Origin of the sequence: Oleiharenicola lentus (genome assembly GCF_051660365.1) — a bacterium.
GTDB classification, from domain to species: Bacteria; Verrucomicrobiota; Verrucomicrobiia; order Opitutales; family Opitutaceae; genus Lacunisphaera; species Lacunisphaera lenta_A.
This window is the reverse complement of record NZ_JBOZXB010000001.1, coordinates 1,454,841-1,468,130: the sequence shown is the minus strand read 5'-3', so window position 1 is coordinate 1,468,130 and position 13,290 is coordinate 1,454,841. Positions and strand designations below refer to the sequence as shown.

Genomic DNA, 13,290 nt, shown 5'->3' with positions numbered 1-13,290 from the left:
TCCTAATTTGGCGAAAAATTATTTATGAACAAATGGAACGAGGACTACGGAGACGATGTAGACCTGGCGCAGCAGAGATTTGCGCATCGAGAGGAGGAAGAAAAACGGCGTTCAAAAGAATACTCCGCTTGGTGTGAGTCTATGGAAACATGCGCGGGTATGCCGGTGCCTGAACTGAAAGATGGTTTTTCAGCTGAAACAGATTTTCACCCAGATGTGTGGCTTGATGCAGGAGTCAGTTTAATCGAAAGCGGTAAACCAACGAGAGATTGGTCAATAAAATCTCCAAACTACTTCGACGGTTTTGAGGACATGTATCCACGATACAGTCTCGACTATACTGTGATTCAGATGGGCACTGAATTTTTTCTGAAGGGCATGTGGCTTCTACAATTTGCCGAGCTTAGACCGTTCCGGAGTAACCTATATTTAGCTCCTAACGCTCGCTCTGAAATTAATGCGAAGCTTAAAGCTCTTTCGCATGACATCTTGGATATCGCATCTGAGGTTGGAGAGATTCCGGAATACGCTACAGACGAAGAATCAAAAAAGTTTCTGAGAATAATTACGGGGGTTTTTAAATTTTATTACTACCCTTTGCACGGGCGGGCTTCGCATTGGGCGCACGCGAGATATCCCAAGAAATTTTACATGGATCGAATAGCGCAGGCTGTTCCGGATAGCTGGCGAAAGTATCCTTATCAATGGACGCTTTTGCGGCTGTTTCGGCAGGCCGAAAATCGTGTTTACCAAATTTGGTTTCCGGATGGTGAGCGCGGTTTTTGAAGAAACGCCTGAGTGACTTTCAGTTTACTTCGATAGGGCTCCCACAAACTCCTGCACCGGCATCGTCTCTAATTTTGCGCGGTCGGTGAAGAGGGCCATGAGGTGTTTGGCTTTTTCTTGGGAGTAGTGAGCGGCGAAGGCGTCGTGGGCTTTTTGTTGGAGGACGGGGATGCCTTCGCTGCGACGGCGGCGGTGGCCGATGGGGTATTCGACGGCGATTTTTTCGGTCTTTGATCCGTCTTTGAAGAAGACCTGCACGGCGTTGGCAATGGAGCGTTTTTCGGGGTCGAGGTAATCTTTCGAATACGATTTCTCCTCGGTGACGACCATGCGCGTGCGGAGGGCGTCGATGCGCGGGTCGCTGGCGACGTTTTCCTCGTAGTGGTCGGCGGTGAGCTCGCCGAAGATGAGGCCGATGGCCGTCATGTATTGGAGGCAGTGGTCGCGGTCGGCGGGGTTGTGGAGCGGGCCGGATTTGTCGATGATGCGGATCGCGGATTCGTGCGTGGTGAGCTCGACGCGTTCGATGTCGGCGAGGCGGTCGCGCACAAGCGGGTGGAGTTGCATCGCGCATTCGACGGCGGTCTGCGCGTGAAATTCGGCGGGGAACGAAATCTTAAAGAGGATCTGCTCCATGACGTAGCTGCCGAGCGGGCGCGCGAGCGTGAGCGGTTTGCCTTTGAAGGAAACATCCTGGAAGCCCCACGTTTTGGCGCTGAGCACGGATTGATAGCCCATCTCGCCGGTCATGGCGATGAGCGCGAGGCGCACGGCGCGACTGGTGGCGTCGCCGGCGGCCCAGGATTTGCGCGAGCCGGTGTTGGGCGCGTGGCGGTAAGTGCGTAGCGCGGAGCCGTCGAGCCACGCGTGCGTGATGGCGTTGGCCACTTGTTCGCGCGTGCCGCCGAGCAGGGCGGCGGTGACGGCGGTCGAGGCGATGCGCACGAGCAACACGTGGTCGAGGCCGACGCGGTTAAAGGAATTGTCGAGCGCGAGGACGCCTTGGATTTCATGGGCCTTGACCATCGCAACGAGGACATCGCGCATGGTGAGCGGCGCGTGGGCGGGACGCGTCGGCGCGCCGGGCGCGGAGATTTGTTCTTTGCCGAAACCGGTGAGCGGCGAGTGAAACGCCATCGGCTGGATGCCGGCAGCTTGGTTGCGTGCGAGCCAGTCGGCGGTGGCGAGGATCGCGCCGAGGTTGTCGGACGGGTGGCCCCATTCGGCGGCGAGCCAGGTGTCGTTAAAATCGAGCCAGCGGACGATGGTGCCGATGTTGAACGCGGCTTGCACGGGATCGAGTTCGTAGCTGGTGCCGGGAACGCGCGCACCGTGTTTGATCGACGTGCCGGGGACGACGGGGCCGAGGAGTTTGGTGCACGCCGGATACGCGAGCGCCATGATGCCGCACGCGAGCGTGTCGGCGAGGCACCAGCGCGCGGTGTCGAGCGCTTCGTCGCTCGGGGTGGCGGCGCTGAGCGCGTAGTCGGTGAGTTGTTCGATGAGCGGATCGAGCGGCGGGCGGATGTTCGAGATAGGGGCGGACATGATGCGGGGCGCGCGATGCGCGCGGAGGTGGGAGATGGGAGATAGGAGTTGGGAGATGGAAGATGGGGGCAGACTGAAATCGTTCTCGTTCTCTTACTCCTTCTCGTTCTCTCGGTTTTTGAGAAAGATTAAGAGTAAGCAGAAAGAGAAAGATTTTTCTGATTACGGGCGCTGGGCGATACCGGGGTAGGAGCGATCGGTCGGGCCGGTGTAGTTGGCGGCGGGGCGGATGATTTTTCCGTCGAGGCGTTGCTCGATGATGTGCGCGGCCCAGCCGGCGGTGCGGGCGATGACGAAGAGCGGCGTGAACATCGCGGTCGGGACGCCCATTTTTTCGTAGGCGACGGCGCTATACCAATCGAGATTGGGAAACATTTTTTTCTCCGACCACATCAAGTTTTCGATGCGCTCGGCGATGTCGTAACGCGTGTTGTTGCGCGAAGTGATCGAGAGCTGGTGCGCGGTGGCTTTGATGATGGAGTTGCGCGGATCGCTGAGCGTGTAAACCGGATGGCCGAAACCGATGACGATTTCCTTCTTCGCGAGACGCGCGCGGATGTCTTTCTCGGCGGCTTCGGGGGTTTTGTAGCGTTGCTGAACTTCGAGCGCCACCTCGTTGGCGCCGCCGTGCTTAGGGCCGCGCAGCGCGCCGATCGCGCCGGTGATGCACGAATAAAAATCTGAGCCGGTGCCGGCGATCACGCGCGCCGTGAACGTGGAGGCGTTAAACTCATGCTCGGCATAGAGAATTAACGAGCGGTCGAGAGCGTCGACGTGGGCTTCGTCGGGTTCACGACGGTGCAGCAGGTGCAGGAAGTGGGAGGCAATGTTCGGCGCAGCCGTTTCGAGGCTGATGCGGCGGCGGCTCTTGGAGTAGTGATACCAATACAGCAGCATCGACGGGAAACTCGCGAGCAGGCGGTCGGCGATGTGTTGCGCGCCGGTGACGCTATCGGCGTTCGGGCCGCTGGACGGCAGGTTTTCGGCTTCCAGCGTGCCGAGCAACGAACAGCCGGTGCGAAGGACGTCCATCGGGTGCGCGGTCTTCGGGATCTTTTCCAGCACGCGGCGCACGGCGACAGGCAGGCCGCGGAATTTGCGGAGCTTGCGGTAGTAGCCGGCCAGTTGGGAGCGCGTGGGGAGTTCGCCGTAGATCAACAGGTAGGCGACTTCCTCGTAGGAGGAAAATTCCGCGAGCTCGCCGATGTCGTAGCCGCGGTAGTGGAGATCGTTGCCCGAGTGCCCGACGGTGCAGATCGCGGTGTTGCCCGCGACCACGCCCGAGAGCGCGACTGATTTTTTAACTTTAGGTGGTGTGGGGGTGAGTGATGAATCGGGCATATCGACGAGAGGTTTGATTTTTTGACCACGGATTTCACGGATAACACGGATGGATGTAGGCGTTTGATCCGTGGCATCCGTGAAATCCGTGGTTAATTACTTCGGGGGTTGGTAGCCGAGGATGTCGTAGAGTTCCGTGCGGGGCTGCATTTTAGCGACAACGTCACGTTGCGTGCCGTCTTGGCGGATGGCGGTGTAAACTTCGCGCGAGGCAGTGGCGGCGGCTCGCGAGGCGGAGAGCGGATAAAGCACCATCGCGATGCCGGTGGCGCGGATTTCTTCGACGGTGAAATAGGGCGTTTTGCCGAATTCGGTGAGGTTGGCGAGGACGGGCACGTGGAGCGCGGCGGTAAACGCGCGGTAGTCGTCGAGGGTGTGCAGTGCCTCGGCGAAAATCATATCAGCTCCCGCGGCGACGTAGGCTTGCGCTCGGGCGATCGCGCCGGCCACGCCCTCGTTGGCGGCGGCATCGGTGCGCGCCATGACGACGAATTCAGGATAAGGTTTTCCCGAAACAGCGGCTTTTACGCGCGCGACCATGTCCACGGTGGAAACCAGCTGTTTGCCTGGCAAATGGCCGCAGAGTTTCGCCGCAACTTGATCTTCGATGTGCGCAGCGCCGGCGCCGGCGTTGGCGATTTCGCGCACGGCCTCGGCGGGATCGTCCCAGCCGGTGTCGATGTCGACGAGCAACGGTAACTCGACGCGTGCCGCGATCCGGCGGGCGTCGATAATGACATCACCGAGTTCGGTCGCGCCATTGTCCGGAAGCCCGTAGGAGTGATTTGCGACACCAGCGCCGGAAAGATACAGCGCGCGAAAGCCGGCGCGTTCGGCGAGCAGCGCGGCGTAGGCGTTGATCGCGCCGGCGATTTGCAACGGCTTTTCTTCGGCGAGGGCAGCGCGGAATTTCTGGCCGGGAGTCATGGTCACAATCTGTGCGCGGGTTGGCGTGGTGTCGAGGCTTCGAGTCAGGGGCGGAATTCTAAATTCGACGGCACGCGGAAGGTGTGCACCGTGACTGCGGTTGCCCCGATGAATTCCACTGCGATTCAACTCACCCGTTGGAAAAAAGATTCCGAGCCCTCGACCGAAGCCGACAGGGTTGCGGTGGAGGAGCCGTTGGAGATCCGCGTGAACGGTCGCAGCGTCGCCGTCACGATGCGCACGCCGGGTCATGACCGTGAACTGGCGGCGGGATTTTTATTCACCGAGGGCGTGTTGAAGCGTGCGGACGAACTGCTTGATTTGCTCGTGTGCAAAACGCAACCCGAGGCGGCTTCGGGCAATGTCGTCGATGCGCAAGTCGCGGCGAGCGTGGGCGTGGATTTCGAGCGGCTCACGCGGCATGTGTTCAGTGCGTCGAGTTGCGGGCTGTGCGGCAAGGCGACGATCGATGCGCTGTTTCAGAATTTTCCGCCGGTGACGAGTGCGGCGCGTTTTTCTGCGGAGGACATTGCCGCGTTGCCCGAAAAGTTGCGGGCGGCGCAGCCGGGTTTCGGGGCGACGGGAGGGGTGCATGCGAGCGCGTTGTTCAGCGCGGACGGCACGCTGCGCGTGCTGCGCGAAGATGTCGGGCGGCACAACGCGCTCGATAAAGTGATCGGCCAGGCGTTGCTTGCGGGCGAGTTGCCGTTGAGCGAAACCATTTTGCTCGTGAGCGGACGGGTGTCATTTGAACTCGTGCAAAAAGCGCTCGCGGCGGGCATTCCGTTGATCGCGGGCATTGGCGCGCCGAGTTCGCTCGCGGTCGAGTGCGCGCAACGCGGCGGGCAAACGCTCGTGGGATTTTTACGCGTTGATAAAATGAATGTCTACACGGGCGCGGAACGGCTTGGCCTTACCGTCGCGGAGTTGACCACATGAAAATCGAAGCGATCTACATTTCGCCGGGACATAATTTTTTCGGGCACCACGGAAAACCGCCGAGCAAAAATCCGACGTTGTCGGTTGCGGAAGTGGAGTGCGTCGCGGGCCACGGGCTGAAGGGCGATCGCTTCTTCGACTACAAACCCGGCTACGGCGGACAGATTACTTTTTTCGCGCGCGAGATTCACGATGCGCTGTGTCGGGACTTTCGCGTGATCGGCGTGTCGTCCGAAGTCTATCGGCGTAACGTCGTGACAAGCGGCGTGAATCTCAATGACCTCATCGGCCAGGAATTTTCGGTGCAGGGCATTCGCTTTTTCGGCTACTCGGAATGCAAGCCGTGTTACTGGATGGATCAAGCGGTGGCGCCGGGGGCGTTCGAGTGGTTGAAAGGCAACGGCGGGTTGCGCGCGCGGATTTTGAGCGACGGGATTTTGCGCACGGAGGCGGGCGCGTGAGTTTCGCGACCGTGCTGCTCACGGGCGGCGGGTCGCGTCGCATGGGGCGCGACAAAGCGATGCTGGCGTGGAGTGACGGCACGCTGCTCACGCACCAAGCCGCGACGTTGCGCGCGACGGGCGCGAGTGAGTTACTGTTATCATGCGCGCCGGATCGCGAGTGGATCTGCGAGGGATTTCGTGTGGTATGCGACACGCAGGCGGACACCGGCCCGGCGGCGGCGTTGCTGGATGCGTGGCAGGCGACGACCGCGGACGTGTTGGTCGTGTTGCCCATCGATGTGCCGCGGATGTCTGTGGATTATTTGCGCGAACTGGCGTTGCGCGCGCGGCAGTTGGAGCAATCGGTCGTGCCAGTGCGTGGCGGTTATTTCGAGCCGCTCGCGGCGGCGTGGCATCGGTCGTCGCTCGTGGCGTTTGACCGCGTGGCGCACCGGCCGATGCAGGAAATTTGTGCGGAGCTGGCGAAGCGCGGGTTGTTGCATGCGCGCGAAGTGAGCGATGGCGAAGCAGCGCTGTTTGAGAACATGAACACGCCGGAGGAATATCAGCGCGTCAGAGACGCGCGGAGATTGGAGTTGGGAGATGGGCGTTAGGGTCGCCGAGCGCGTGCCGGGCTACTCTTGGCTGAATTTTCGTTGATCGGCGGACGCTTTGATCGTGATCACGACGGACTTCGAAGTCGGTGTGCCGCTGATGTCGGCCTGGCTGTCGAGGGGGACGAGGACGTTGCCTTCGGGAAAATAAGTCGCGGTGCATCGCCGTGGAATGTCGTAGGGCGCGATCATGAAGGAGGGCGCGTGGCGTTGCTCGCCTTTGAAATGGCTCGTGAGATCGACGAGCTGGCCCTGCACGAGATTCAGGTCGCGCATGTCGGCTTCGTTCATGAAGAGCACGCGACGGCCGTTGTAGATGCCGCGGTAACGGTCATCGAGGCCGTAGATGCTCGTGTTGAACTGATCGTGCGTGCGCATCGTCGTGAGCAGGAATTGGCCTTCGGCGATTTCGGCGCGCGTGAGTGGGTGCGCGGTAAACATCGCTTTGCCGGTCTTGGTCGGGAAACGGCGTTCGTCGCGTGGCGCGTTCGGCAGGTAGAAAAACCCGGCACGTGCGCGCTGGTTGTAATTCGCGAAACCCGGCACGACGGCTTCGATTTTGTCGCGGATGAGATCGTAGTTGCCGGCGTAGGCTTGCCAGTTGACGCCGGGTTTCCCGCCGAGCGTGGCTTGCGCGATGCCGGCGACGATGGCGGTTTCGCTGAGCAATTTTTCCGAGACAGGCTTCAGGTTACCGCGCGTGGGATTGATGATGCCCATGCTGTCTTCGCAGGTTTGAAACTGTTCGCCGCTCGCTTGCATGTCGACTTCCGTGCGGCCGAGACACGGCAGGATCAACGCGGTCTGCCCGTGCACAACGTGCGAGCGGTTGAGTTTGATCGAGACGTGCGCGGTGAGGCGGCAACGGCGCAGGCCGGCGGCGTTGGCTTCGGTGTCGGACGTGGCGGAAAGGAAATTGCCGCCCATCGCGAAAAATACTTTCGCGGTGCCGTCTTTCATTTTGTGAATCGATTCGACGGTGTCGTAACCGCGTTTGCGCGGCGGGTTGAAGCCGAAGACTTCGCCGAGTTTGTCGAGAAACTCGGGCCGCGGGTTTTCCCAGATGCCCATCGTGCGATCGCCTTGCACATTCGAGTGGCCGCGCACGGGACAAGGGCCCGCGCCGGGGCGGCCGATGTTGCCGCGCAAGAGGAGGAAATTAACGATGTCCTGAATCGTTGCGACGGCGTTCTTGTGCTGCGTGATGCCCATGCACCAGCACACGATGATGTTCTTCGCGCCGCGCGCGATGTCGGCGGCGGCGCGGATCTCGGCGCGCGTGAGGCCGGAGAACTCCACGATGTCGTCCCACGACGTGGCGCGGAGTTGCGTGAGGAGTTTTTCGTAATCCTGTGTGTAATCGCGGATGAAAGCGTGGTCGAACACCGTGCCCGGTGCAGTTTCTTCGTCAGCGAGCAATTCCTTCATGAGGCCCTTGAGGAACGCCATGTCGCCGTTGATACGCACTTGGAGCCAGAGATCGGAAAGGTTGGTGCCCTTCGTGAAAAGGAAGCGCGGGATGCGCTTCGGGTGCAGGAGATCTTGGGGGTTTTTAAAACGGAATGCACCGGTCTCCTGCAGCGGATTTACGTGCACGAGTTTGCAGCCGTTTTCCTTCGCGGCTTGGAGCGACGTGAGCATGCGCGGGTGATTCGTGCCCGGATTTTGGCCCAGAATAAAAATCGCGTCTGCTTTTTCGAAGTCGTCCAGTTTCACGCAGCCTTTGCCGATGCCGATGACGGGCGGCAGCGAGACGCTCGTCGATTCGTGGCACATGTTCGAACAGTCCGGCATATTATTTGTGCCGAACATGCGGATGAAAAGCTGGTAGAGAAACGCGGTCTCGTTGCTTGTGCGACCCGAGGTGTAGAAGAGCGCTTCGTCGGGCGAGGCGAGGGCGTTGAGCTCGCGCGCGACGATCGCGAACGCTTCGCTCCACTCAATGGGTTCGTAATGCGTTGCTCCCGGGCGCAACACCATGGGTTCGGCGAGGCGGCCTTGTTCGCCGAGCCAGAAATCTGATTTTTCGCCGAGTTCGGCCACGGAGTGATCGCGGAAAAAATCACGACCGATGGTTTTTTTCGTGGCTTCGTAGGCGACGGCCTTGAAACCGTTTTCGCAAAACTCCGCGACGCTGCGGTGATCGTCCGGGCTCGGCCATGCGCAACTCTGGCAATCGAATCCGTCGACCTGGTTCAACTTGAGCGCCGTGCGCACGGTGTTGACTGGCCCGGAATATTTCAGGCCAAACGCCGTCGTGACCACGAGTGCTTTTACGCCCGCAGCGGTGCGGTGCGGATGCGTGATGCGCGTGCCCGCGAGTTCGACCGGCGTTTCAGCGCCAGACGGCGCGGGGGAATGGGAGGGGGAAGTGGGCTCGGAACTCATCGGGCGGCAGGGTGGAAAATATTTTTCAACCTAGTCGCAAACCAGGCCTTAACAACAGAACTTTATATGAATGTTCACGCGCTCATTACGTCATGAGCACTCGCGGCACCCCATTAGAATCCGAGTGATAAAGCTAAAATTCCAGTGTAACAAAAATCTCCCGCGCTGCGTCGTTACGGCATCAATCGTTTACCCCCTAGTTTCCTTGCGGCTCTTTTGAGCGCCTGCCTTGGCGGCACGCTCGTCGCGCAAAAAGTCGATGTTACGCCAGCGGCGCCTGCGCCGACGGTTTCAACGGTGATTGAACTGGCTCCGTTCAAAGTGAGCGGTTCGCGGGCGAGCGCTTCCGATGTGGGTGGCACGACCCCGACGGATAATTACAGCGCGGAGGATATCGATAATTCCGGGGCGTTCGACCTCGGCGAATTTCTTGGGCAGTTACCACCGAGCCCCAATGGCAAGGAGCAGCTCGTCCTCATCGACGGCGAGCCGACGTATCTCGATATCTCCACGCTGCCGCCGGAAATGATTCAGGGCATCGAAGTTTCCAATTACGGCGCGATGCCGCAATACGGGGCGTTTGCCAAAGGCCGCGTTATTAACATCCGTCTTAAACAAAATTATCGCGGCGCGAACGTGACGCTGAATTATCGCAACAGCCTCGAAGGCGGCGGTGGGGCGCAGAAAGGTGTGACCCTTTCCGGCGGAGCCACGCAGGGAAAAAATCGCCTCATCTTCACACTTAACTATAAAGAGCAGACGTCGCTTTTTGCGTCGGAACGGAGTTTTTCGAGCAACCAAAATCACGAAGCGCTCGGCGGCACCGACCTGCGTTTGCTCTGGGGTGAGCGTGCCGTCGTGCAAGCCGTGGCGGGTAATCTCGCGGGGATCGTCGATGCGAGCGGCAATCCGGTGCCCGTTGCGCTCGTGCCGGAAACGGGCATCGCGACAGCGCCTGCGCAATTTCTCGCGGGGCAAATTCGGCCGCCTTTCGTGACGCTCACCGCGGCCGGGCAGCGACGCTTTGATACGGCGGATTATTTGATGCTGGTGTCGCCATCCGAACAAACCGGCATCAATCTCAATTTCAGTCGGCCACTGAATAAAGCCACGCGATTCTCGGTGGCGGCTTCGCTCAACGAAACCCGCTCCGGCCGCATCAGCGCGCCACCCGTCACGCCGAGTTCGGCCGGCACGCGGGTCGCGGCGGCGTTTAATCCGTTTGGTCAGGATGTGCTCATCGGCCTGGTGCACACCGGCTTCGGGCCGGTGCAGACGCACTCGGAAAGCACAAATGCCCAGTTCGGCATCAACCTCGCGGGGCAATTCACCGGTCGCTGGAAATGGAACACAAGCCTCGGCACGCGGTGGAGTGACGTCTCGCAATCGGCCACCGACCTCGACCTGCAAAAATTTTCCGCGTCGCTCAATGCCGCCGATCCCGCGCTGCGTTTTAATCCGTTTGGCGACGACGCGCGCAACGCCGTGCTTTATCCTGCGCTCACCGTGGTGCGCAGTAACGACAACACCACGCTCAATTCCAAACTCGAAGTCTCCGCCAGCGGGCCCGCCTTTGCAGCGCCGGGCGGTGACGCCAACCTGGTCTTGCGGGGCAATTACAGCGATCAATTGCAGGAGCGCACGTATCGCAACGCGCGCGGCTTGGCCGACTCCACGATTAACCGGCACCCGAATTCCGAGTCGGCGAGCGCGACCTTGATGCTGCCGTGGTTCAGCGAAACGAATGCGCGGCGGGCGTTGCGTCGTTTGGAAACTGAATTCACGAGTAATTTTTCCGATCGTAGCAGCGTGAGTCCGACGACGAAACAGCGCGCGGGACTCGTGTGGTCGCCGGCGAAGCCGCTGATGTTTCAGGGAAGTTATGCGGCGTCGTGGGTGGCGCCGATTCGCTACGTGGCGGAAGAGCAGGCGCTCGTCACCGCGACGTTGATCGATCCACACCGCAGTTCTGGCACGGCCTCGGAAGTGCAGGTCACGTCGCGCGATTTCGACGGCACGGCCAAAGCGCGCACCGAAGAAATGGTGTTCAGCGCCTCAATCGAGCCGACCTTTCTCGACGGATTGCAACTCACGGTGACTTACGACGAAGACCGGCAGCACGATCTGGCGAGTTCGCGCTTCGAGGCGCAGGATTTGATTTATAATGAGGCGGCTTTTCCGACTCGCATAACGCGCGCGATGCCAAATGCGGCCGACCTCGCGTTGGGTGAGCCCGGGACAATTATCGCGGTGGATACGACACCGGTGGAAGGCGGCGAGAAGTCGTCTTCGGGGCTTTCGCTTTCCGTGGAATATCGCAAAAATTCCGAATCGCTCGGCCATTTCCGTTTCTCGATTTCCGCGCGACACCCGCTGACCTCGACTTACGAAATCCAACCCGGCGTGCCGTTTTTGTTCGAGCGAGACACCGAGTTCAACCCACCTGATTGGACGACGCAGACGCGCCTCTCGTGGAGCAAGGGACCGTGGCAAATCTCCACGCACGTGCGCTACACCGACGAGATTATTTCACCCACCTTCGTCACGCCGCCCACGACCGAGATCGATCTGCGCTTCGGTTATAAATTTCGCAAAGACATCGTGCGCGGTTGGGGCAAGGGCGCGCAACTCGGCCTCAGCCTCGATAATTTTTTCACTGGCGACCCGCGCTTTGCCGATACCTTGACCGGATTTCGCAGCGGCTCGGCTCTGGGAAAAACCTATTCACTGACGTTAAAAATTCCGCTCAATAGCTGATTTGGCGCAGGGTATTAGGAGGCGCATTTTTTAAGCGACCGCCTGCCGCACAGCAGTCTGTTCAACAATGAGGCTGTAAAAATGACTGCCCTTGGTTTTAAGTCCGCATTCTCTCTTTTGAATTAACCCCCTCTCATTTTCTCCCATGGCTAAATCAAAATCCCATTTTCCTGAAATTTCCACCATCGCCTACGAAGGCACTGGTTCGACCAACGCGCTCGCGTTTCGGCACTACAATCCCGCCGAGGTGATCGACGGCAAGACGATGAAGGAGCACATGCGCTTCGGCATTGCTTACTGGCACTCGTTTCGCGGCACCGGCGGCGATCCGTTTGGCCCCGGCACGATCCAACGCCCGTGGGAAAAAGGCGGTGACAGCGTCTCGACCGCGAAGCGCCGCATGGATGCCGCGTTTGAATTTTTCCAAAAAATCGAAGCACCGTTCTGGTGTTTCCACGACCGCGACATCGCGCCGGAGGGCCGCACGCTCGCCGAGTCCAATAAAAATCTCGCCGCCGTCGTCGCGCACGCGAAACAACTCCAGAAAGCCACCGGCGTAAAACTCCTCTGGGGCACGGCAAATCTATTTTCGAATCCGCGTTTCATGTGCGGTGCTTCGACTAATCCCGACGCGCACGTCTTCGCGTATTCGGCTGCGCAAGTGAAGTCCGCGATGGACGCCACGCTCGAACTCGGCGGCGAAAACTACGTCTTCTGGGGCGGTCGCGAAGGCTACGAAACGCTCCTCAACACGAATCTAAAACGTGAACAGGATCACCTCGCGCGTTTCCTCCACATGGCCGTCGATTACGCCAAGAGCATCGGCTTCAAAGGCCAGTTCCTCATCGAGCCAAAACCGAAAGAGCCGACGAAACACCAATACGATTTCGACGTGGCCAGCGGTATCGCGTTCCTCCGCACCTACGGCTTGGAAAAGTATTTTAAGTTCAACATCGAGACGAACCACGCGACGCTCGCCGGTCACACGTTCAACCACGAAATCGAAGTCGCCGCATCGCAAGGCATGCTCGGCTCCATCGACGCCAACTCCGGCGACGAACTGCTCGGCTGGGACACGGATCAATTTTCCACCGATGTCCGTCAACTCACGCTCGCGATGATTTCCATTCTGCGCGCGGGTGGCCTCGGCAGCGGCGGATTTAATTTCGACGCCAAGCTGCGTCGGCCTTCGATTGATCTAGAAGATTTGTTCATCGCGCACATCGGCGGGATGGATGCCTACGCGTTGGCCTTCAAAATCGCTCGCCGCATTCTCGCCGAAGGCAAGTTCGAGCAATTCGTCGCCGACCGCTACTCGTCGTTCGATACGGGTTACGGCCAGGACATCGAAACCGGCAAAGCAAACTTCAAGTCGCTCGAAAAACTCGTCCTCACCAAACTCGGCGAACCCACCCTGCGCTCTGGTAAACAGGAGTATTTGGAGAATCTCCTGATGCAGTATCTGCATGGCTAAATCACAGGCTTTTTAGAGCAGAAGGAAAGTTCGCTCGCCAAGAGTTATGAGTCCTCTGCTCTAACCGTTGAGC

10 protein-coding genes are annotated in these 13,290 nt (G+C 59.6%); 6 read left to right on the top strand and 4 right to left on the bottom strand.

Features of this window, described 5'->3' with window-relative positions:
* Positions 1 to 24: 24 nt before the first annotated feature.
* On the top strand, positions 25 to 786 hold the full coding sequence (locus ACRRQW_RS05325) for a hypothetical protein (protein WP_438480225.1): 762 nt from the start codon (positions 25 to 27) through the stop codon (positions 784 to 786).
* A gap of 24 nt (positions 787 to 810) precedes the next feature.
* On the opposite strand, the gene ACRRQW_RS05320 is transcribed toward ACRRQW_RS05325, so the two are convergent.
* The 3 genes from ACRRQW_RS05320 to prpB form a co-directional block, all read right to left on the bottom strand.
* Positions 811 to 2,334 carry a bifunctional 2-methylcitrate dehydratase/aconitate hydratase gene (locus ACRRQW_RS05320; protein ID WP_438480224.1) on the bottom strand — a complete coding sequence of 508 codons (1,524 nt, stop codon included), beginning with the start codon at positions 2,332 to 2,334 and terminating at the stop codon, positions 811 to 813.
* 162 nt (positions 2,335 to 2,496) lie between these two features.
* Positions 2,497 to 3,675 carry a bifunctional 2-methylcitrate synthase/citrate synthase gene (gene prpC, locus ACRRQW_RS05315; RefSeq protein WP_438480223.1) on the bottom strand — a complete coding sequence of 393 codons (1,179 nt, stop codon included), beginning with the start codon at positions 3,673 to 3,675 and terminating at the stop codon, positions 2,497 to 2,499.
* 96 nt (positions 3,676 to 3,771) lie between these two features.
* Complete coding sequence (gene prpB / locus ACRRQW_RS05310; protein ID WP_438480222.1) at positions 3,772 to 4,602, bottom strand: methylisocitrate lyase; 831 nt, start codon at positions 4,600 to 4,602, stop codon at positions 3,772 to 3,774.
* Positions 4,603 to 4,710: 108 nt separating this feature from the next.
* Here prpB and fdhD point away from each other — a divergent pair, with 108 nt between their 5' ends.
* From fdhD to mobA, 3 genes are read left to right on the top strand one after another with little or no spacing between them, the layout of a single operon-like run.
* Positions 4,711 to 5,541 (top strand): formate dehydrogenase accessory sulfurtransferase FdhD, encoded by an 831-nt coding sequence (gene fdhD / locus ACRRQW_RS05305; RefSeq protein ID WP_438480221.1) that lies wholly within the window; start codon positions 4,711 to 4,713, stop codon positions 5,539 to 5,541.
* Positions 5,538 to 6,002: an MOSC domain-containing protein gene (locus ACRRQW_RS05300; RefSeq protein WP_438480220.1), complete on the top strand. Its 465-nt coding sequence runs from the start codon at positions 5,538 to 5,540 to the stop codon at positions 6,000 to 6,002. The genes fdhD and ACRRQW_RS05300 overlap by 4 nt, the downstream gene beginning before the upstream one ends.
* Complete coding sequence (gene mobA, locus ACRRQW_RS05295; protein ID WP_438480219.1) at positions 5,999 to 6,598, top strand: molybdenum cofactor guanylyltransferase; 600 nt, start codon at positions 5,999 to 6,001, stop codon at positions 6,596 to 6,598. The genes ACRRQW_RS05300 and mobA overlap by 4 nt, the downstream gene beginning before the upstream one ends.
* 21 nt (positions 6,599 to 6,619) lie before the next feature.
* Here the strand turns inward: mobA and ACRRQW_RS05290 are convergent, their stop codons facing one another.
* On the bottom strand, positions 6,620 to 8,986 hold the full coding sequence (locus ACRRQW_RS05290) for an FdhF/YdeP family oxidoreductase (protein WP_438480218.1): 2,367 nt from the start codon (positions 8,984 to 8,986) through the stop codon (positions 6,620 to 6,622).
* A 216-nt stretch (positions 8,987 to 9,202) separates the two neighbouring features.
* On the opposite strand from ACRRQW_RS05290, the gene ACRRQW_RS05285 reads away from it, so the two are divergent.
* On the top strand, positions 9,203 to 11,743 hold the full coding sequence (locus ACRRQW_RS05285; protein WP_438480217.1) for a hypothetical protein: 2,541 nt from the start codon (positions 9,203 to 9,205) through the stop codon (positions 11,741 to 11,743).
* Between the two features lie 145 nt (positions 11,744 to 11,888).
* Entirely contained in the window at positions 11,889 to 13,217 is a 1,329-nt protein-coding gene (xylA, locus tag ACRRQW_RS05280; RefSeq protein WP_438480216.1) for a xylose isomerase, read from the top strand.
* The last annotated feature ends 73 nt before the right edge of the window (positions 13,218 to 13,290 follow it).